This is a genomic window from Lewinella sp. IMCC34191 (assembly GCF_003390935.1).
In the GTDB taxonomy this organism is placed as follows: domain Bacteria; phylum Bacteroidota; class Bacteroidia; order Chitinophagales; family Saprospiraceae; genus Neolewinella.
Genome location: NZ_QNQZ01000009.1, coordinates 18,681 through 39,227, shown reverse-complemented (window position 1 = coordinate 39,227; position 20,547 = coordinate 18,681). Strand labels below are relative to the sequence as shown.

Below are 20,547 nucleotides of genomic sequence, written 5' to 3'. Positions count from 1 at the left end.
ACTGGCGGCAACCGGCTGTCCGAACTACCCATTCTTCCAACCGTTAATACAGTCCTGTATCCACCGACTAACAAACTATGCAGTACCGCCCCGGCCGGGAAAGCGATTTCGAGCACGTAGAGACCTTTGTCTGGCAAGCCATCTTTCCCGCATTCGACGTGCCCGGTCTGACCGACGCCGAACGGGCGGAGAACGACCGGGTGGTGGAATCGGCCAAGGACCGACTGACGGCCGCCCTGGGGAGTCGACAGCATACCGTCATTGTAGCCTGGGATGAGCGGAAGCGGAGTTTAGCCGGCTACCTCGTCTATCGGCGTTCCGCTCGCCGGGCTATTCTCGTAGAATCGGTGCTGATCAAGAAGAGTGAGTGGGGGACCGGCGTTGCCCAAGAATTGTGGGACCGGTCCATGGAGGGCTTATCCCCGGCCTTTTACGTGTACGCCTCCGTTCGCCACTACAACGAGCGTACGCTCGCCTTTCTCCGTAAGCAAGGACTGGAAGATACCGGTGAAACTGGTGGAGAATCCGCTATCTCGCACCTACTGCTGCATCGGGAGGGTACCGGCGAAGCGGAGTCCGCAGAAGAATCGCAGTACGATGACTTTCCTACCGAGGACGACGAACCGGTTTTCGCCCCGGTGTACGCCGCCCTACCGGATTACCAATTAGCGGCGGAGGAGTTGTCCACGGAATTTGCTTTCAACCGGGAGAGCACCACCCTCAATACCGAACAAATCGATGAGGTGGAAGGCTTTATCGCCCGCGCCAAACGGCTAAAGACGGAACAGGCTGAAAAGCGGGGTAAGGTACTGACGGGAGGGCGGCACCCGGAAGTACCCCTTGAAGTGGATTACGGTACCGATGCGGAGTCCGGTAAGGTGGAAAAGGCCGCGGACAGGTCACCTAACCAAAGATCCTCGTTGGGATTTGAGTTTGCCTTTTCGGAGGAAGCATCTAATCCTGCGCCCGCCGCCCAAATAAATTCGGAAAGCACGGGGCCGGAGGAGGCAGAACCGGAGGAAGAAGAGGATGCCGAGTTTCTCGAGTTAGAGGACATTCCGGATCCGGAGGTAACGCCGGCGGAACTGCGGGAGGAATTTGAAGACCGACTGGGTGAAAGACTGACTGCCTATTTCGGGCCCGATGAGCTGCCCCGTTACCTGACCGTGTACCGAAACGCGGATAACTTCCACCGCATTCGCGACGTGAACCTGCACAGCCTCAGCCAGTGGATCAACGGACGCCCGCCGGGTGGGGAAGCGGCGAAACGGAAAAGCCGCGCTATTGGAGAATTAATCGAGTATTTCGTGGTGGAAACGGCGGCCCAGCTGCACGAAGGCCTAATCTCGCAAGAGGTACTGCGGTTTCAGGGGGCCGAATGGGAGCGTATCGACCTCTACAAGTTGGTCATGACGTACCTGGATTTCGGCGCGGTATCCGAGAAAGTATATACCGATTTCGTGACGATCCCTCCGAAGGTGCTGAAACGCGCGACCGAAAATTACCTGCGGACCAGTCGCGATGAGCGCCTGTTCTTTATTTGCGATCAAACGTTGTTCGGATCTGGTAAACAGGGTTTTGCGATGACCGATGCGGGTATCTACTGGAAGAACGTGCTGCAGCCGGCGGGAGCAGCTACGTATACGACGATCCGGCAAGTGGCGGTAGAAGACGATCACCTGATGATTGACGGACAATACTTCGACGCGGGCGAACGCTTGAACCTTCAGGTGGCGTTGTTGCTGGACAAGCTACGCCGACTGGACCCGCCAAAATAATTACCTTTGCGCCCCCAAACGGAGCCCTATGCACTACGTCACCCGCCGCGAAACATTCAACGCCGCCCATAAGCTGGCCCTGCCCGACTGGTCGGATGAGCGCAACCGCGACGTCTTCGGCAAGTGTGCGAACGAGAATTGGCACGGGCACAACTACGACCTCCGCATCACGGTGGCCGGCACGCCGGATCCCGTCACCGGGTTCGTGATGGATGCCAAGGTGCTTTCGCAAATCATCAAGCGCGAAGTGGTCGACATCCTCGATCACTCCAATTTGAATCTGGACGTCGATTGGTTCCGCGACCGACTGCCCACCACCGAGAACCTGACGACCGCGATCTGGGAAAGACTGGAGGGCGCCGTCAACGAAAGCAACGCCAAACTGTACCGGGTAAGACTCTACGAAACCGAAAATATCTACGCCGACTACTACGGGCCGGCCGGAAGACCATAAGCTATGCCTTACGATAAAACGCTGACCCACGATAAGTCAGTGACGAACCAACTCAGCGAACACTACACCAGCATCATTACCGAGCTGGGTGAGGACGTATCCCGCGACGGTCTGCTTAAGACGCCGGTACGCGCGGCCAAAGCCATGCAATTCCTCACGCAAGGTTACGAGATGGACGCGGAAAATATCCTGCGCTCCGCCATGTTTGCCGAGGACTACTCGGAAATGGTCATCGTAAAGGACATCGAATTCTATTCCCTCTGTGAGCACCACGTCCTGCCGTTCTTCGGTCGTGCCCACGTGGCCTATATCCCGGACGGGTACATCGTCGGGTTGAGTAAGATTCCGCGGGTCATCGAAGTCTTTGCCCGCCGGCTGCAGGTACAGGAACGGCTGACCGACCAGATCCTGCAGGCTATCCATACCACGCTTAATCCCCTAGGTGTAGCGGTCGTCATCGAGGCGCGGCACATGTGTATGATGATGCGCGGGATCCAAAAGCAGAGCAGCGTGACCACTACTTCCGCCTTCACCGGTGCTTTCAAATCGGAGCGGACGCGGAACGAGTTTTTGAAGCTGATTACGAGTAACCTGCACTGAGGCAGGCAGGGTAGAGAGCTAGGTGGCAAGCGGTCGGACGGCTGGCCGTTCGACCGGTTGGCTTACCAGCGACCATCAATTTGGTAACCTACAGTTAACATTGGCTGCTGCCTGCCGGTGTTGATTTGCACGGTGCCAGCATAGACTGCCGCCAAAGACTGAGGCCAAAAACGTGGGAGTTTGAAGTACGATTAGTAGTCCTGCGGCACAGGAAGTAATCCAATCAGCCTAGCAACCTACTCTTTACGCCGCATGACAGGCACGTCCTTCACCACCATCTGTAAAGTCAGGGGGAGACGACCTTCCAGCATGTTCACCTTACCCCGGCGCATGCTCTCGACCACCTCGGTGGTGTAGTGGCGGACGGTAATGAGCTCGAGGTCGCGGTCTACGGAGGTTTTGAAGTGTTCGTTAACCAGGGTACAGAAACGCTCTACCCGGTCGTCGATGTCGTTGACGACGACGTTGAAGCTGATGGCGGTATTCTGCATCATGTTGACCTGCAGGCGGGTGGTGGTGATGTGCTCGAACAGTTCCTTGATGTGGTGCTCGGCCACGAAACTGAAGTCGCGGGTACTGATGTTGATCAGGGCCTGTTCCTTCTCCACGGCCACCATGGGCGGGTAGGCATCGCCGGCGTCGTCGGTGACCAGGGTCCCGGGGGCATCCGGGTCGATGAAGGAGCGGACGTGCAGCGGAATGCTCTTATTCTGGAGCGGCTTGATGGTCTTCGGGTGGATAACCTTCGCACCGTAGTAGGTCATCTCGATCGCTTCCTTATAGCTCAGTCGATCGATCTTACTAACATTCTCGAATAAGCGGGGGTCAGCGGTGAGGACGCCCGGTACATCTTTCCAGATGCTCATGGACTCGGCGTCGAGGCAATAGCTAAAAATCGCGGCGGAGTAATCGGAACCCTCCCGACCGAGGGTGGTGGTGTAATTCTCGCTGGTATTACCGATGAAGCCCTGGGTCAGAATAAAATCCTTTTCGTCGAGCAGGCCGGGAAGCTGTTGCTGTGCGCGGGCGAGGGTTTCGGGCCATTTTACCCAACCTTCGCGGTAGGTGTTGTCAGTCTGGATGATGTCGCGGGCGTCGACCCAGTTGGTAGCCAACCCAATCCGATTCAGGTAGGCAGCCACGATATGACTACTCACCAGTTCACCGAGGCTGACAATTTGGTCGTAGTCGAAATCGTACTCTTCGTTGGGGGCCTCGTCGAGCGCCCACTCCACGGAGACGAAAAGGTCATTCAGCGATGCGGTGAGCGACTCCGGTACCTGCGCGAAAAGCTCATTGATGATCACCGTAGCCGATTCATGAATCTCCGCGAGTTTCTTCTTCGCGGTGTCCGGGTCGCCCTGCCAGTAGCTGTTGGCTACTTCTTCGAGCGCATTGGTCGTCTTCCCCATGGCGGAGACGACGATGACTATTTTCTGGCCGGCAAATTTCTGTAGAATCGTTCCGACGTTACGGATCGCGTCCGCGTCACGCAGGGAAGCCCCGCCAAACTTAAAAACCTTGGTCTGTTGCAGCATAATGCCGCAAAGGTAAAAAGGCCGCGGAATGCGGGGCGTTGTTTGGGCTTTGGAATTGCAATCGGTAACCATTACCTCCATCCCTTGGAGGTCGTAGGAAGGTATGGGAGAGGCGGAGCATGCTGGTTGACTGCTAATATCTTGGTTGAAAAATGGGATTGGGCTTTGAGGGTGGGAGTCCCACCCAAGCCGCCGCCGCTCGTCCCTCCACTCGATACGCACCACCGCCCACGCCGGTGGCCGTCCACCATCGTCATCGGGGAACGATCGGTAGAGGTAAGGATCGACCGGCACCCCCGCCCGGATCCAGACGGTGAGAACGACAATCGACTATGTTGGGCAACACTTGGAAGAAGGCAGCAGGCCGACACTAAGATAGCCACCCTGATTAAATTAAACAACAATTTGTTTGGTGAAATGCTTTCCAGTTTAATTCCGCTAATATTTGGCCATCTTTGGCGGGGAGAGCGAATATTCGCCGCATCCCTTGGGGCAGCCGCCACCGCAGTATACCTTTACCCGTATGGTACAGTCGATCGTTTTTGCACTGGTAGCCGTCCTGGCACTCGGCTTCGCATACTTCCAGTTTCGGAAAGTCTATGCGCACATTCGCATTGGGAAAGACGAGGATGTGAGCGGACCGGCCGGCGAGCGGTGGAAAAATATGCTGCTGGTGGCCTTCGGACAGAAGAAGATGTTCAAACGTCCCATCCCGGCCATCCTGCACTTCATGCTGTACGTCGCTTTCGTGTTGACCCAGATCGAACTGATCGAAATCTTCATTGATGGCATCTTCGGGGTTCACCGCTGGTTCCTGGGGCCGCTGGGGGGGATGTACAACTTCATCATCAGCACCATCGAGCTGCTGAGCATTCTGGCCTTCGTGGCGACCGTGATCTTTCTGGTGCGGCGCAATGCCTTGTTCATCCCCCGCTTTCACAAGCCGGAGATGCAGGGCTGGCCGAAGCTGGATGCCAATCTGATCCTGATCTTCGAGCTGATCCTGCTGGCCTGCATCTTCACCATGAACGGGACCGATGTCGTCCTGCAAGACATGGACCCGGATCATTACCGGGCTACCAACTTCGCGGTGAGTGGCTTCCTGGGGCCGGTCGTCTTCGGCGGAATGGATGCTTCGACCCTCCACGTGCTCGAGCGCGTAGGCTGGTGGGGACACATCATTATGGTCTTCGTTTTTCTGAACTACCTGCCGAAGTCCAAGCACCTCCATATTCTACTCGCCTTCCCGAATACCTACTTTGCCCGGCTGAAGCCCCGTGGCGAGATGATCAATATGCCGGAGGTGATGAACGAAGTGAAATCCATGATGGGGTTGGGCGATCCGAATGCTCCCGAGCCCGACATGAACGCCGCGCTGCCGGAATTCGGGGCCGACGACGTCAATGAGATGAGCTGGATCGACGTGTTGGGTGCCTACAGCTGCACCGAATGCGGTCGCTGTACTTCCGTCTGCCCGGCCAACATCACCGGAAAGAAACTTAGTCCCCGGAAAATCGTGATGAACGTCCGGGACCGCGCCGAAGAGATGGGCGACAAGATCCGCAGCGGAAATATGGAGTTCGCGGCGGATAAAGAAGCGCCCCTCAGCCGGACCAACTTCGATGACGGCCGCACCCTTTGGGACTACATCACCCGCGAAGAGATCCACGCCTGCACCACCTGCAACGCCTGCGTAGAAGCCTGTCCGATCCTGATTAACCCGCTGGAAATGATCAACAAGATGCGCCGGCATGAAATCCTGACCGAAGCCTCCGGACCCGGTGACTGGATGCCGCTATTCAACAGCATCGAAAATCAGCAGCGGGCGTGGAGCGTGGGATCGTCGCGGACCGCCTGGACGCAGGACGCTTAGAAAATGCATTTACCTGCGCCCCGTCGCCCAAAATAAGAGCTATGCAAGTAAAGACCATGGCGGAGTTCGCCGCCGAAGACAAGCAACCCGAGATCCTGTTCTGGGTAGGCTGCGCCGGCTCGTTCGACGACCGGGCACAAAAGATCACGCGGGCCTTCGCGGAAATTCTGACGGCCGCCGGGATCGAGTTCGCCATCCTCGGAGATGAGGAAGCCTGCACCGGCGACCCCGCCCGTCGGGCCGGAAACGAGTTCCTCTTCCAGATGGTGGCCCTGCAGAATATCGAGACGCTGAATATGTACGGGGTGAAGAAGATGGTGACGGCTTGTCCGCACTGCTTCAACACCATCAAGAACGAATATCCCGCACTCGGCGGCCACTACGATATCGTACACCACACCCAGTTGCTGCAGGAATTGATCGACGACGGCCGGATTAAAATGACGGAAGGCGGTGATTTTAAGGGCAAGCGGATCACCTACCACGACAGCTGCTACCTCGGCCGGGCAAACGGTATCTACGAAGCGCCGCGCGACGTACTGCAGTCGCTGGACGGCCAGTTGGTGGAGATGAAGCGGAGCAAGCAAAACGGACTCTGCTGCGGCGCGGGCGGCGCCCAGATGTGGAAGGAGGACGAGCCCGGCGACAAGCGCATCAACATGGAGCGCACCGACGAAGCGCTATCCCTTAACCCCGACATTATCGCCGTCAATTGCCCGTTCTGCATGACCATGATGAACGATGGCGTGACCGGACGGGAGAAGCAGGATAAGGTGATGGTCTACGATCTGAGCGAACTCGTGGTCCGTTCCATGCAGCGGAGTTAATAATGCTGCCTACTTTGCGGCCCCAAACAAAGTAGACCCCCCATGTACGCAATCGGTTTCGATATCGGCTCCTCATCCGTTAAAGCCGCCCTGGTAGAGGCCGCCACCGGAAAAGTACTCGCCCGCGTCCAGGCGCCGGCCGAAGAGATGGGCATGGATGCCCCCAAGCCCGGTTGGGCCGAGCAGGATCCCGAACTCTGGTACCAGTACGTGGTGGAAACCACCCAGAAGTTACTGTCGGAGACGGGTACGGACAGCGCGGACGTCAAAGCTGTCGGCATCGGCTATCAAATGCACGGATTGGTGCTTGTCGACGAAAACCACGACGTCGTCCGGCCTTCCATCATCTGGTGCGATGGCCGTGCGGTCGATACCGGCGATCGGGCCTTTAAGGGCATCGGTGCGGACGAGTGCCTCAGTCACTGCCTGAACAGCCCGGGCAACTTCACCGCCGCCAAGCTCAAGTGGGTAGCCGATAATGAACCCGAAAACTACGCCCGCACCGCCCACGCGATGCTGCCCGGCGACTACATCGCCCTGCGACTGGGTGGAGAGGCGACGACCACCATCACCGGACTCAGCGAAGGCGTGCTCTGGGACTTCAAGGAAAAGCATCAGGCTAATCTGGTCATTGATCAGATGGACCTGGACCCGGCCAAAATCTGCCGCACCGTTCCGGCGGTCGGTATGCAGGGCAAAGTGACCGAAAAGGCGGCGGCGGAGACCGGACTCACCGCCGGTACCATCATCGGCTACCGGGCCGGCGACCAGCCGAACAACGCGATGAGTCTGAACGTCATTCGTCCGGGTGAGGTAGCCGCTACGGCCGGCACCAGCGGCGTCGTGTACGGCGTGACCGACCGCATGGCCTTCGACCCCGGGCAGCGGGTGAACAGCTTCGCCCACGTCAACTACACCGACGATGAAAACCGCATCGGCATCCTGCTTTGTATCAACGGCACCGGCATCGCCCACCGCTGGATCCGCCAGCAGGTTTGCTCGCCGGGCACGACCTACGAGAACATGGAAACGCAGGCCGCCACGGTACCGATCGGCAGCGACGGGCTGCACTTTTTGCCCTTCGGCAACGGACCGGAGCGCATGTTGCAGAACCGCGAGATCGGCGCCCAGCTACTGGGGATGGATTTCAACCGCCACACCCGCGCCCACCTGGTACGCGCGGGAATCGAAGGCGTGGCCTTCTCGTTCGTGTACGGCATGAAGATCATGAAGGAACTCGGTGTCAAGTTGAGCACCATTCGCGTCGGCAACGACAATATGTTCCAGAGCGATGTCTTCGCCTTCACCATTTCTACCCTGACGGGTGCTACCATCGAGATTCACAACACCAACGGTGCGGTGGGCGCCGCGCTGGCCGCCGGGGTAGCCGCTGGTATGAGTCCCGACCTGAACGCCGCCGTCGGGCAGCAGGAAGTGCTGGGGCGGGTAGAACCGAAAGAGTCGGATAAGGCAGCACTCGAGAAAGCCTACGCGCGCTGGGAATCGGCCCTGGAAAAAGCACTGGCCGGAAACCGGTGAACCGGAAGTTACGTAGCTCGTTTGGCCTCTATCTGATTGTCCTCCTGATTTGCCCAATACCGTGAGCTCAACTACCGCCATTCTTTTCTTTAGCCGTTCCGCCCAGGCGGAAGCGTCGGAGAAGTTTGCCGGACATGGTGGAGTGGGGGATAGGATAGCGACGGCGTTGATCGGTCGAACCCTCCGGGTGCTGTCCGGCGTGAGGCTGCCGGTCTACCACTTTGACGAAAGTCGACAAGAAGGTAGTACGTTCGGTGAACGGCTTGGTGGCTGCCTGCGGGAAGTATTTGACTTTGGATACGAGTCGGTGATCGTGGTGGGGAACGATGCTCCCCGCCTGACGGCAAGGCATTTACACGCCGCGGCCGATCGCTTGTTAGCGGGGGACGTTATCGGGCCAAACGGTCGCGGAGGTATTTATATACTAGGCCTGCACCGCACCACTTTCGAGAGCACGTCAATCCGGGAAGCTTGCTGGCAGACGGAAAGCCTGTACGATGAGCTCGCGGGTCTGCTTGAGGGCGTTCAGATTCTCCCCGGTTTAAATGACTGCAACACCGTAGCGGACATCCGGCAAAACTGGTCGCGGTGGAAACACCTCCTACCTACGCTGGCTGGTGTCCTGACGGACGAAGTCGCCGCAGTTGATCGAGGGTTTCGTTGCGCGGGGTGCCGTTTCCGGCGCTTCACGATCGGTCGAGCGCCGCCGGTAGCGGCCTGATACCGCCACCAGACTCTTCTATCCCTTAACTACCATTTATGTACCGCTTCCGCATGTGGACCACCCTCGGTGGGCTGCTGCTTCCTTTCCTCCTGACGGCTCAGGTTACGGTCTCCGGTGTCGTCGTTGCTGACGCGCAGCCGCTTACCGGCGCAACCGTACAACAAGACGGGCAATCCGCTAACGGAACCGTAACGGATGTCGACGGAAGCTTTGAGCTGGTCGTATCGGATTTACCCGTCACGCTGACGGTCCGCTATCTCGGGTATGAAACACAGCAGGTCTCGGTCGAATCGTCAACGACCTTACCGCTGCTAGTGGAGATGGTAGAGGGGGTACTGTTAGATGACGTCGAAGTAGTCGTAACGGCGCTCGGTGTACGCCGCAATAACAGCTCCTTAGGTTACTCCGTGCAGGAGATAGCGTCCGAGGAGCTGACCGACGTTCAGGCCGTCAATTTCGTGGATAACCTGAGCGGACAGGTAGCGGGGCTGCGGATCACCGCGGGCGCCACGGGCGTCGGTTCGTCCAGCCAGGTGGTCATCCGCGGCGAAACCAGCTTCACCAACAACAATCCGCTCTTCGTAGTAGACGGCGTTCCCATCAACAACAACACCATCATCAACCTCACCAACGAGGAGGCCGCGGGCTTCCAGGAGGTCGATTTCGGTAACGGCGCGATGGACGTCAACCCCGCCGACGTGGAATCGGTCAGCGTACTCAAAGGGGCCTCCGCCGCCGCCCTTTACGGCACCCGGGCCGCTAACGGCGTCATTGTCATTACTACCAAGCGGGGAGGAAAGCGGCCCGGACTGGGCATCAGCTTCAACAGCAGCCTCACGCTCGACCGGCCTTTCCAATTGCCTCAGTACCAGAACGAATATGGCCAGGGGCAGGGCGGTGAGTTTGCCTTCGTCGACGGACTGGGAGGCGGTATATCCGACAACATCACCTACAGCTACGGACCGCGATTGGACGTAGGAAATGAGGTGCCGCAGTTCGATAGTCCGGTGACCCTGGCCGACGGAACCGTCGTACGCGGCGGCGACGTGGCCGTCCACGGTGGCTTGCCCATCCCGGCTACGCCCTTTGTCAGCCGGCCGGATAACGTCAAAGACTTTTACGAGACCGGAACGACGGCCATCAACAACCTGGCCGTCAGCGGGGGCGGCGAGTCCGGAGATTTCCGGCTTTCGGCAACGGACCTGCGGAGCGAGAGTTACATACCGGGCGTCAACCTGAAGCGCAAGACCCTGGCCGGCCGCTTCGGATTCCGACCCGCGGAGCGCCTGCACCTGGATGCCAGCCTGAATTACATCAACAGTACCTCCGACAACCGGCCGGCCGGCGGCTACGGATCGGAGAACATCAACTATGACCTGACGGCGTGGCTGGGCCGGCAGACCGACCTGGACATCCTGCGAGACTACTGGCAGCCCGGACTGGAAGGCACGCAGCAGTACAGCTACAACTATACCTTCTTCGATAATCCGTACTTCACGCTGTTGGAGAACCGGAACGGATTCGAGCGCGATCGGATGTTCGGATTTCTGTCCGCCCGCTACGATATCCTGGACAATCTTAGTCTGACCGTTCGCTCCGGCATGGACTACAGCAACGAGCGTCGCCGTTTCCTGCGCAACTTCAGTTCCAACCGCTTCCCGCAGGGCGGCTACGCGGAAAACGACGTGCTCTTCCGGGAGATCAACACCGATTTCCTGCTGGATTACACCCACAACTTCGGAGATATCTCCCTCAACCTACTGGCTGGCGGCAATCGCCTGAATCAAATTGCGGAAAACACCCAAAACAATGCGTTGACCCTGGCTCAGCCGGGAATTTTTAGACTCAGTAATGCCGCCAGCCCCGTGGTGGTCAGCGATCAACAAGCCGAAAAGCGTATTAACAGCCTGTACGGACTGGCGCGCTTCGGCTTCCGTGACTACCTCTTTATCGATCTCACCGGACGTAACGATTGGTCGAGCGCCCTGGCTACTCCCACCAGCGCCGAGAACACCAGTTTCTTTTACCCTTCCCTCAGTCTGAGCTTCGTAGCCAGCCGGGTCTTCAAGCTGCCGGAGGCGATCAGCTACCTGCAACTGCGGGGGAACGTGGCGCAGGTCGGCAACGACACGGACCCCTTCCGAACCAGTTCCACCTTCGTGGCCCGCACCCCCTTTAACGGACAGCCCACCTTTACCGAGCAGTCGGTGCTGGCCCAGCCGAACCTGAAACCGGAGCAGACGACTACCTCCGAACTGGGGGCCGACATCCGCTTGCTCGATTACCGCCTGGGACTGGACTTCACCTACTTCCGGCAGCGAACGGAAAACCAGATCCTCAGTCTGCCGATCGCGCAGTCCTCGGGCTACAATCAGCAGATTGTGAACGGGGGTACCGTCAGTTCAAGCGGCGTCGAAGCTATTCTGACCCTGGTGCCGGTCACCACGGAAGACTTCCGCTGGACCACCCGCTTCAACTTCAGCAGCAGCCGCGCCACCGTCGACGAGCTCCCCGCCGGTACCGAACGATTTACCCTGGCCTACAGCCGCGTGTACAACTCCGTCAACCAAACCGTTTACTTCATTGTGGAACCGGGCGGGGAGATCGGCGACATATGGGGAACGGGCTACCGCAAAACGCCGGACGGCCGCTTCATCCTTACCGAGCAAGGGCAGCTGATCGCGGATAACACCCTGCAAAAGATCGGCAATGCCAACCCCGATTTCATCCTCGGCGCGACCAACACCTTCCGCTACCGCGACTTCGAACTCAACCTGCTGCTGGACTGGCGGCAGGGCGGCCAGATCGTCAGCCGTACGCTCAGCCTGGCCGGGGTAGGGGGGCAGCTGGAGGAAACCGCCTACCGGCCGGAGGAGGGGATCGTCATCCCCGGTGTCGTCAACACCGGTACCGACCAGGAACCGGTGTACGTCGATAACGACACGCCCGTTTCCGCCGAAACCTATTACCGCAGCTACTACGACCGCAACCACGAGGAGAACAACCTGTACGACGCCAGCTACCTGAAGCTGCGCGAACTGCGCTTTACCTACCATCTGGATCGGGCCCAGCTCGGCAGCACTTTTCTGCGCAATTTACAGGGACTATCCGTGAGCCTCATCGGCCGAAATCTGTACGCCTGGTCCGAGATCCCGCATTTCGACCCGGAGCAGTTCGCCATCCAGGGGCAGGGAATCGTCTTCGGCGTGGAGGACATGACCTACCCCAGCGCCCGGAGTTTCGGACTGAGCCTGGGACTCGACTTTTAACCACTACCGCCATGACCAACATGAAATACCTATTTCTGCTTCCCCTGCTCTGGCTGTCGTGTACAAAGGACTTCGAGGAAATCAACACCAATGGCAACGCCCCCTCGGGCGTCCAGAACGAACTGCTGCTGCGGCAGGTGCTGTACGGCTACGGCGATGCCATGAGCTACGAGGGATTCGTAGCGGGCAATCTGCTAAGCCAGCACTTTGCCATGATCGACTTCAATCTGCTGGACCGGCACGCCCTGAGCAGTCCGCAGGAGGGGGGCAACCCCTGGGATATCCTCTACGTGGCCTTGCGGGACAATCAGACCATGCTCGAGCAGAGCCGAGCGAACCCGGCGGCGGCGGTTTACGAAGGGCCGGCGCTCGTCCTGCGCGCTTATTTGGCCATGCGCCTCACGGATATCTTCGGCGACGTGCCCTTTTTCGAGGCCGTCAGCGGACGGACTACGGGCATCGTCACCCCCGCCTACGACCGGCAGGAAGATATCTACCTCGGTGAGGGGGGTATACTGGATAACCTGCGCACCGCTGTTAGCGTCATGAACGATTACAGCGGGGCGATCCCCCTGGCCGGCGACATCGTCTACGACGGCGACCTGACACGCTGGACGCGCTTCGCCAACAGCCTGCGCATCAAGGCGCTGGTGCGCATCTCGGGAAGGGTAGACGTCAGCGAGGAACTATCGACACTTTACGCCGCGGATAACTTCATCTCGGAGAGTGAGCAAGACGCCACCTTCGACTTTGCCTCCGGACCACCGAACAGCTTTGCCTTCGCTACGGCACGGGTGGGCATCTTCAACGTGTTCTTGATGTCCCTTACCGCCGAAGGTATCTTCGACCGGCTGGCGGACCCACGGGTGGCGACCCTGTACCGGCCCGCCGCTAACACCGGTGCCTTTACCGGCATCATCAACGGCATCGACGCGGCCACCGCGATCGTACCCGATAACTACGCCCGCCCCGGTACGATCTGGCGCGAACGGACCGGGGACCTGGACTTCAACTACATGACCGCCTGGGAAACCCACCTCCTACTAGCCGAGGCGGCGGAGAAAGGGTTCATCGAGACCGATGCCCGCCCGCTTTACGAGCGTGGCGTGCAACTGGCTTTCGCCTACTGGCAAACGGAACTCCCCGCCGATTACCTGACGACCGGCCCCGCCGCTTACGACAGTGATCGCGCCCTGGAGCAGATCATCACCCAGAAATGGATCGCCGGCATCGGTGACGCCTACGAGGGATGGATCGAGTGGCGGCGCACCGGGTTTCCGGAATTGATGCCGGTAGAGGCTAGTTTGAATAACAACCTTTATCCGGTTCGCTTTCCCTATCCGGCTGACGAGCAGGCCCTCAATTTCGATAATTACCGGGCCGCCGCCGAGGCAACCGATGGAAATTCCGTGAACGTCCCGGTCTGGTGGGACGTGGAGGGATGATATTCGGTTTATCCTATACCACCTTCCAGTGGATACTGGTGATCGGCTCCAGCGTGATCCTATTCCTACTCTCCCCGCTGGCGCGTACGCCGAATGCATTTTACCGGGGGGCACGCCGCGAACGGAGTCCGGGCATGCTGGCCCTGACGAGCAGCCTGGTGATCTCCTGGCTCTTCGCCAAGTCCATCACCAACGCGGCCAACCTCGGCCAATCCTACGGGCTGATCGGTGGGGTAGCCTACGCCGCTTACTACGTGAGTTTCGCGGTGGCCGGCGTGGTCATTTACTACTTACGTACCCGGGGTGGGTTTCAAAGCATTCACCACTTTCTGAGCACCCGATTCGGCCGTTCCGCCGTGCTGCTGTTTTCGATGCTGATCGCCCTTCGATTATTTAACGAGGTCTGGTCGAATACCATGGTGATTGGCAGCTACTTCGGAGATGTGGGCTCTACACCGTACTACGCGGCCATCCTGGTGTTTACCGCCCTGACGCTTGCCTATAGTCTGGAGGGGGGGATGTCCTCCTCCATCCTGACGGACGTAATCCAGATGGCGCTTTTCGCCGTGCTTTTGGGGGTGGTGCTCGGTGCCATCTTTCCCCGGCTGGACTACCAGGTCGCTCCGCTCCTGCAAGCTGATTTGGGCGGCGGGGCGCAGGTAGAAGGCCTTTCCGGTGGCTTCAATCTTTTGTTGGTTGCCCTCCTTCAAAGTCTCAGCTATCCCTTCCACGACCCGGTACTGACGGACCGGGGATTTTTGTCGTCCCCCGGTACCACCCTGCGCGCCTATTTGTGGGCCGTACCCGTCGGGATGGTCTGCATCGTACTCTTCAGCCTGGTGGGGGTGTACGGCGGGCTGCTCGGATTGGAGGGCCAGGCGCCGGTGGAGGTTGCCCGCACGCTGGGTGGTGCCATCCTGTTGGTTATGAACTTCATCATGATCACCTCCGCGGCCAGTACGCTCGACAGCACCTTTTCCAGTTTCGCTAAGCTGAGTGTGGTGGACCTGGGCGGTACGCAGGTGGAGCAGGCAAGCCTCGGTCGCGGCAGGGCGGCGATGGTCGCCATTACCCTGCTGGGAACGGTGCCGGTATTTCTGGACCCGGCCATACTGTCGGCCACCACGGTATCCGGGGCGATGGTGGTAGGCTTGGCACCGGTGTTCTGTCTATGGTGGCTGCGTGTACCATCGACCGGATACTATTTGTCGGTCGTTACCGGACTCGTCTTCGGCCTGGTCTACGCACTTGGACTTTGGCCGGAAGCCTGGCAATTCAGTTCCGCGGCTTACGGGGACCTGCTGGCCGTAACCGTAGTCAGTTTGCCCGCGTGCTTTCTCCTTTATCTGCTACCTTACTGGTTCACGCAAACGTATAGTGGTGGAAGAGAATGACCTGAGTTGGGCCGAATTCGAACGGGTAGAAATGCGCGTCGGTACCGTGCTGGCGGCGGAAGTATTTGCCGAAGCGCGCCGTCCGGCCTATAAGCTCCGTATCGATTTCGGTGCGTTTGGGATCCGTAAAAGTTCCGCTCAAATAACGGATCGCTACCAGGCCGAGGAACTGGTGGGGCGCCAGGTCGTGGCGGTGGTCAATTTCCCCCCGAAGCAGATCGCCACCATGATGAGCGAATGCCTGGTATTGGGGGCCGTAGGATCGGATAAGGTCGTCACTCTGCTAGCTCCGGATCAGTCGGTAGTCAACGGCACCCGCATCGGCTAGAAATCCCAAGGTGACGAACCGATATCCAAAGTGACGGGTGTCGCGCAGTCACCCATCCATATAAGCGGTAGGCTTACCGGTTGCTCGCCTTGAATCAGAAACAACCTATGCTATTCAATGCAGCAAATCAGGAACCATTATCGGTCCAATTACGTATTGGTAAATCATGTCGAACGACTCCATCCGCCCGCTCGGAAACCGCACCGGACCGCTGCTTCTCTTCGGGGGCGTGTACTCCAATCTGGAGGCACTACAAGCTCTGCGGCAGCGCGCCGATGAGCTGGGCATCCCGTCAGAGAATGTAATCTGCACGGGCGATACCCCAGGCTACTGCGCCGATCCGGAAGCCTCCCTGAACTTGCTGGAAGACTGGGGCTGCCACGCCATCGCCGGCAACGTGGAAATCAACCTGCGGGAGGGGATCGACGACTGCGGCTGCAACTTCAGCGACGGCAGCCGCTGCGATATGTTTGCCCGACTGTGGTACGCCTACGCCCGCGAAGAAGTTGGGGAGCGCGGCATGGCTTTCATGCATACGCTGCCCCCCATGCTCGACCTGGAATACGCCGGCAAGCGGATCCGGGTGCTGCACGGCTCGGTGGATCACGAATCCGAGTTCGTCTGGAAATCCACCCCCTGGGAAACTAAGCAACGGAATTTCGACGAAGCGGACTGCGACATCATCGTAGCCGGACACAGCGGGCTTCCCTTCGCCGACGGCCAGGACGGTAAACTTTGGATCAACACCGGTGCCCTGGGCATGCCGGCTAACGATGGCACGCCGCGTACCTGGTACGCCATGCTGCATGAAGGCGAGGACGGTCCGGAAGTCAGCTTCCACGCCCTCAGTTACGACGTGGCCCGGGCCAAGGAAAAGATGCTGCGTCACCGGACCCGTCTCCCCCTCAGCTACGCGGCTACCCTGACCACGGGCATATGGGACAACACCGAAATCATGCCCGCTACGGAGGCGGGTCGGGAAGGGATTCCCTACGAAGCCTCCCAATTAGCCAACGACATTCTACCTGCGCTCCGCCGCAAAAATTCCGCTACCCATTCCGGGGCCAATCCCGGGCAAAACGTAAAAGCCATGAGCACCTACAGCGATCCCAAAGACCTGCGCACCTTCGGCAAGATCACCGAATGGCAGGAAGACATGGGTGAAAAATTCTTCAACTGGTACAGTGGCGTCACCGAGGGAGACAGTGCCCTAACCGAGCGGGAAAAGGCACTGATCGCGCTGGCCGTCAGTCATGCCATTCAGTGTTCTTACTGCATCGATGCCTACACGACTAACAGCCTGCAGGCCGGTGCCGACGAGGAGCAAATGATGGAGGCCGTGCACGTCGCCGCCGCCGTGAAAGCCGGTACCACGCTGATTTATGCGCGGCAGATGCAGCGGCAGGTGGAGAAGGTTACTATGTGATTTACGATTTAGGATTTACGAATTACGATTTACGATTGGGCTGCCGCACGGGGCTGCTCGCTGCCGCTCGTGGGCGGCAATCGTAAGTTAACGGACACTAGTCGTCCTTTAACTTCGTTGTGTCCGGTTTGTAGGCTTGCCGCCCGCGCTGCAGTTGTTGGGTTTGGCTTTTCAGCGTAGCGCTTGTCTGGCTTAGGCTATCTTCTGGACTTCACCCGCTTTATTCACCACGACGAACCAGCCTGGGGGTAAGTCACTACTTCGTCTTGGGCTCCTAACCCATGGGCAGATATCGACCCCCCAGGACTGTTCGCTGCCCCAACCCGTATAGCAATCCCGGGAGTAAAACCCGCTAAAGGACAGGGGTAGGCAGCGTACACGGTTCGCCGTAGCTTCAAACGCCACTAAGTTATGGCTAATTATCGATTCTTCGTCGGCTGGGATGTATCCCAGGACACCCTCAACTACTGTATTCATACCCAGCAGGCCGAACTAATCCACGAGGGCCTTATCCCCAATGAGCCCGAGGCCATCAAGCAGTGGTGTGGACAGCTCCCCACGCTGCTGAGCTGTGCCCCAAAGGAGGTGTTCTGTCTGGTCGAGCACACCGGCCTATACTCTCACCTACTGGTTAAACTGGCCCACCGGGCGGGACTGAGCGTGTGCCTGGAAGATGCCCTGCGCATCAACAAGTCGGCCAGCCGGCAGTTGGACAAAACGGACGCCGGGGACGCCCGTAGCATCAGTATTTACGGGCTGGAGCGCGCCTATCGCCTGCAGCTGTGGGTGCCCGACCGCAAGGTGCTGGCGCAGATCGAGGGACTACAGCGGCGGCGGCGCAACCTCATCAAAAACCGGCAAAGCATGGCCACTTCGCTGAAAAACAGCCTTGCCCTGGACAAGGAGCCGCTGGATAAAGCAGTCAGCCGAGCCATCCAGCAGGCGATCGCCAAACTCGATAAGGTGATCGCCTTGGTAGAAGCTAAAGTCCAGGAACTCATCGAAACGGATGGGGAGCTTCAACCCATTTACCGACGCGTGCGCTCCTGCTTCGGCTTCGGGCCGAAAAACACCGTGGTGGTGCTGTTGGAAACCGGTTTTCTGCAGAAGATATCAACGGCCAAGGCGTGTGCCAACTACGCCGGACTACGCCCGAACGAGCACCGCTCGGGAACATCCATTCATCGCAAGGCCCGTACCTCGAAGAAAGTCAACCTAAGCCTGAAAACCGCCTTCCACCAGGCAGCCTTCAGCGCCATGACAAACTCTCCCATTCACCGCGCATACTATCAACGTAAACGGCAAGAAGGCAAGACCCACCTACAGGTGCTCAATGCGCTGAGAAACAAACTTTGCCGTACGATCTACGCTTGCGTAAAGAATGAAGAAGATTATCAAATAAACTATACTTCCGCCTTGCATAAGTCATAGCAATCTGCCCAGCGCTAGCTGGTCCGCCGACGGGTCGGTCGTCTGCCCGGGGCTAGCTGGTCCGCCGACGGGTCGGACTGCCTTCCAAGTAGTTAGCGGAAACCAGCCAAATAGCGAGATTACCCCGGCCAACAATCCAGGCGCCAATGTCTTTACGTAGTAGGAAGGGAAGGGACAAGCGGCAAGAACCCCACGTGCGTAGCGAGCATCCCCGCCAATCGTAAATCGTAAATCGAAATTCGTATATCTCATGGGCGTAAAGCAAAAAACCACCAGCCTGAAGCGCAAAGGCTCCGACCTGAGCCAGGGCTACGTGCAGCTCAACGTCCTGAACGGGAAGGACGTAGCGGATGCGCAACTGCCCCGCTTCACCGATCGCGTGGCGGAGCAGGGCCATCGCCCGTTCAAGCCGACGGCAATCGAGATCTTTCAGCTCAACATCGGTAAGCTTTGTAACCAGACCTGCGCCCACTGTCACGTGGATGCCGGACCGGACCGTAAGGAGGAGAATATGAAGCGCGAGGATCTGGAATTGTGCCTGAAGGTAATTGCGGCGACGCCGTCCATCAAGACCGTAGACATCACCGGTGGGGCACCCGAGATGAATCCGCACTTTCGGTGGTTCGTAGAGGAATGCACGAAGCTGGGTAAGCAGGTCATCGACCGCTGTAACCTGACCATCATCATGGCTAATCCGAAGTACCGCGACCTGCCGGAGTTCCTGGCGAAACACCGGGTGCAGGTGGTGTCCAGTCTGCCGTACTTCAGCAAGGGCCGCACCGACGGACAGCGCGGTGACGGTGTCTTCGAAGATTCCATCAAAGCGCTGCAACTGCTGAACGCGGTCGGCTACGGCAATCCGGAAACCGGCCTGAAGTTGGACCTGGTCTTCAACCCGTCCGGCGCGTACCTGTCCGGAAAGCAGGAGACGCTGCAGGCCGAATTCAAGCGACAGCTGAAGCGGAAGTACAATATCGTCTTTAATGAGTTATACGCCATTACCAATCTACCGGTAAGCCGCTTCCTGGATTACCTCCTCGAGAGCGGGAACTACAGCGAGTACATGCAAAAGCTGGTGGATGCCTACAACCCGGCCACCGTGGAAGGCTTGATGTGCCGCAACACCATCAGCGTCAGCTGGGACGGCTACCTCTACGACTGCGATTTCAACCAAATGCTCGACCTGAAGGTATCGGCCCGCGGGAAGCACCTGCGCGATTTCAACGCCGCGGAGCTGCGGGATCGTAATATTGTGCTCAATCAACATTGCTATGGCTGCACCGCCGGAGCGGGTAGTAGCTGTGGCGGCACCGTCGCTTAAGAGAATTTATGTCTTCCATTGCTGTTTTCTGTGGTTCGTCCACCGGTTTTAACGAAGCCTACGCTACCGCCGCACGTGGGCTGGCTGCCGAGCTGGTCCACCGGGATATTCGCCTCGTGTACGGAGCAGGCTCTATCGGATTAATGGGCGTATTGGCCGATGAGGTCCTCCGCCTGGGTGGCAAAGTATTGGGTGTAATCCCGCAGTTTCTCGTGGACCGCGAGGTCAGTCACCGCGGCCTCACCGAACTGGTCGTCACGGAAAGCATGCACGAGCGCAAACTTACCATGGCCGAAAACAGCGATGCCTTCATCGCCATGCCCGGCGGCATCGGCACCCTGGAAGAGATCATCGAAGTCTTCACCTGGACGCAGATCGGTATCCACGACAAACCCTGCGGCCTACTCAATACCCGCAACTACTACGGTAACCTGACCCGCATGCTGGAGCATATGTCCAACGAAGGTTTTCTCAAGCCCACCAACGTCCGCCAGCTGGTCATCGAGGACGACGCGGGGGCGTTATTGGATCGGCTGTTGGGGTAGGTAGGGGGTATCGGTGTACGGGGTGCGGGGTACGGCGTGCGGGGCGTGAAAATTC

General features: G+C 58.7%; 16 protein-coding genes and 1 pseudogene. 16 read left to right on the top strand and 1 reads right to left on the bottom strand.

Features of this window, described 5'->3' with window-relative positions:
* The first annotated feature begins 77 nt into the window (after window positions 1-77).
* The 3 genes from DRW39_RS16540 to folE are packed head-to-tail and all read left to right on the top strand — an operon-like array spanning window position 78 to window position 2,832.
* Window positions 78-1,778 (top strand): GNAT family N-acetyltransferase, encoded by a 1,701-nt coding sequence (locus DRW39_RS16540; protein ID WP_116108181.1) that lies wholly within the window; start codon window positions 78-80, stop codon window positions 1,776-1,778.
* A 28-nt stretch (window positions 1,779-1,806) separates the two neighbouring features.
* On the top strand, window positions 1,807-2,232 hold the full coding sequence (locus DRW39_RS16535; protein ID WP_116108180.1) for a 6-pyruvoyl trahydropterin synthase family protein: 426 nt from the start codon (window positions 1,807-1,809) through the stop codon (window positions 2,230-2,232).
* A 3-nt stretch (window positions 2,233-2,235) separates the two neighbouring features.
* Window positions 2,236-2,832, top strand: a complete 597-nt coding sequence (folE, locus tag DRW39_RS16530; protein WP_116108179.1) for a GTP cyclohydrolase I FolE — start codon at window positions 2,236-2,238, stop codon at window positions 2,830-2,832.
* Between the two features lie 236 nt (window positions 2,833-3,068).
* Here the strand turns inward: folE and DRW39_RS16525 are convergent, their stop codons facing one another.
* Window positions 3,069-4,370: an aspartate kinase gene (locus tag DRW39_RS16525; RefSeq protein WP_116108365.1), complete on the bottom strand. Its 1,302-nt coding sequence runs from the start codon at window positions 4,368-4,370 to the stop codon at window positions 3,069-3,071.
* Between the two features lie 523 nt (window positions 4,371-4,893).
* On the opposite strand from DRW39_RS16525, the gene DRW39_RS16520 reads away from it, so the two are divergent.
* From DRW39_RS16520 to DRW39_RS16460, 13 genes and pseudogenes are all read left to right on the top strand, one after another.
* Window positions 4,894-6,243 (top strand): (Fe-S)-binding protein, encoded by a 1,350-nt coding sequence (locus tag DRW39_RS16520; protein ID WP_116108178.1) that lies wholly within the window; start codon window positions 4,894-4,896, stop codon window positions 6,241-6,243.
* Window positions 6,244-6,284: 41 nt separating this feature from the next.
* Window positions 6,285-7,070 carry a (Fe-S)-binding protein gene (locus DRW39_RS16515; RefSeq protein ID WP_116108177.1) on the top strand — a complete coding sequence of 262 codons (786 nt, stop codon included), beginning with the start codon at window positions 6,285-6,287 and terminating at the stop codon, window positions 7,068-7,070.
* Between the two features lie 42 nt (window positions 7,071-7,112).
* A complete protein-coding gene (locus tag DRW39_RS16510; protein WP_116108176.1) occupies window positions 7,113-8,609 on the top strand; it encodes a xylulokinase in 1,497 nt (498 codons plus the stop codon).
* Between the two features lie 61 nt (window positions 8,610-8,670).
* A complete protein-coding gene (locus DRW39_RS16505) occupies window positions 8,671-9,330 on the top strand; it encodes a DUF2064 domain-containing protein (protein WP_157976174.1) in 660 nt (219 codons plus the stop codon).
* A 38-nt stretch (window positions 9,331-9,368) separates the two neighbouring features.
* Window positions 9,369-12,602 carry a SusC/RagA family TonB-linked outer membrane protein gene (locus DRW39_RS16500; RefSeq protein ID WP_116108174.1) on the top strand — a complete coding sequence of 1,078 codons (3,234 nt, stop codon included), beginning with the start codon at window positions 9,369-9,371 and terminating at the stop codon, window positions 12,600-12,602.
* 11 nt (window positions 12,603-12,613) lie between these two features.
* A complete protein-coding gene (locus DRW39_RS16495; protein ID WP_116108173.1) occupies window positions 12,614-14,047 on the top strand; it encodes a SusD/RagB family nutrient-binding outer membrane lipoprotein in 1,434 nt (477 codons plus the stop codon).
* Entirely contained in the window at window positions 14,044-15,441 is a 1,398-nt protein-coding gene (locus DRW39_RS16490) for a sodium:solute symporter (RefSeq protein ID WP_116108172.1), read from the top strand. The genes DRW39_RS16495 and DRW39_RS16490 overlap by 4 nt, the downstream gene beginning before the upstream one ends.
* Entirely contained in the window at window positions 15,428-15,769 is a 342-nt protein-coding gene (locus DRW39_RS16485; RefSeq protein ID WP_232830172.1) for a tRNA-binding protein, read from the top strand. Before DRW39_RS16490 ends, DRW39_RS16485 begins: the two co-directional genes overlap by 14 nt.
* Before the next feature lie 166 nt (window positions 15,770-15,935).
* A pseudogene (locus tag DRW39_RS22915) lies at window positions 15,936-16,562 on the top strand (metallophosphoesterase family protein); the annotation flags it as partial.
* 297 nt (window positions 16,563-16,859) lie between these two features.
* Complete coding sequence (locus DRW39_RS22910) at window positions 16,860-17,195, top strand: arsenosugar biosynthesis-associated peroxidase-like protein (protein ID WP_116108364.1); 336 nt, start codon at window positions 16,860-16,862, stop codon at window positions 17,193-17,195.
* 411 nt (window positions 17,196-17,606) lie between these two features.
* Window positions 17,607-18,626 carry an IS110 family transposase gene (locus DRW39_RS16470; RefSeq protein WP_116108170.1) on the top strand — a complete coding sequence of 340 codons (1,020 nt, stop codon included), beginning with the start codon at window positions 17,607-17,609 and terminating at the stop codon, window positions 18,624-18,626.
* A 250-nt stretch (window positions 18,627-18,876) separates the two neighbouring features.
* Window positions 18,877-19,947 carry an arsenosugar biosynthesis radical SAM (seleno)protein ArsS gene (gene arsS, locus DRW39_RS16465; RefSeq protein ID WP_116108169.1) on the top strand — a complete coding sequence of 357 codons (1,071 nt, stop codon included), beginning with the start codon at window positions 18,877-18,879 and terminating at the stop codon, window positions 19,945-19,947.
* Between the two features lie 8 nt (window positions 19,948-19,955).
* Entirely contained in the window at window positions 19,956-20,492 is a 537-nt protein-coding gene (locus DRW39_RS16460) for a TIGR00730 family Rossman fold protein (RefSeq protein WP_116108168.1), read from the top strand.
* Window positions 20,493-20,547: the final 55 nt, after the last annotated feature.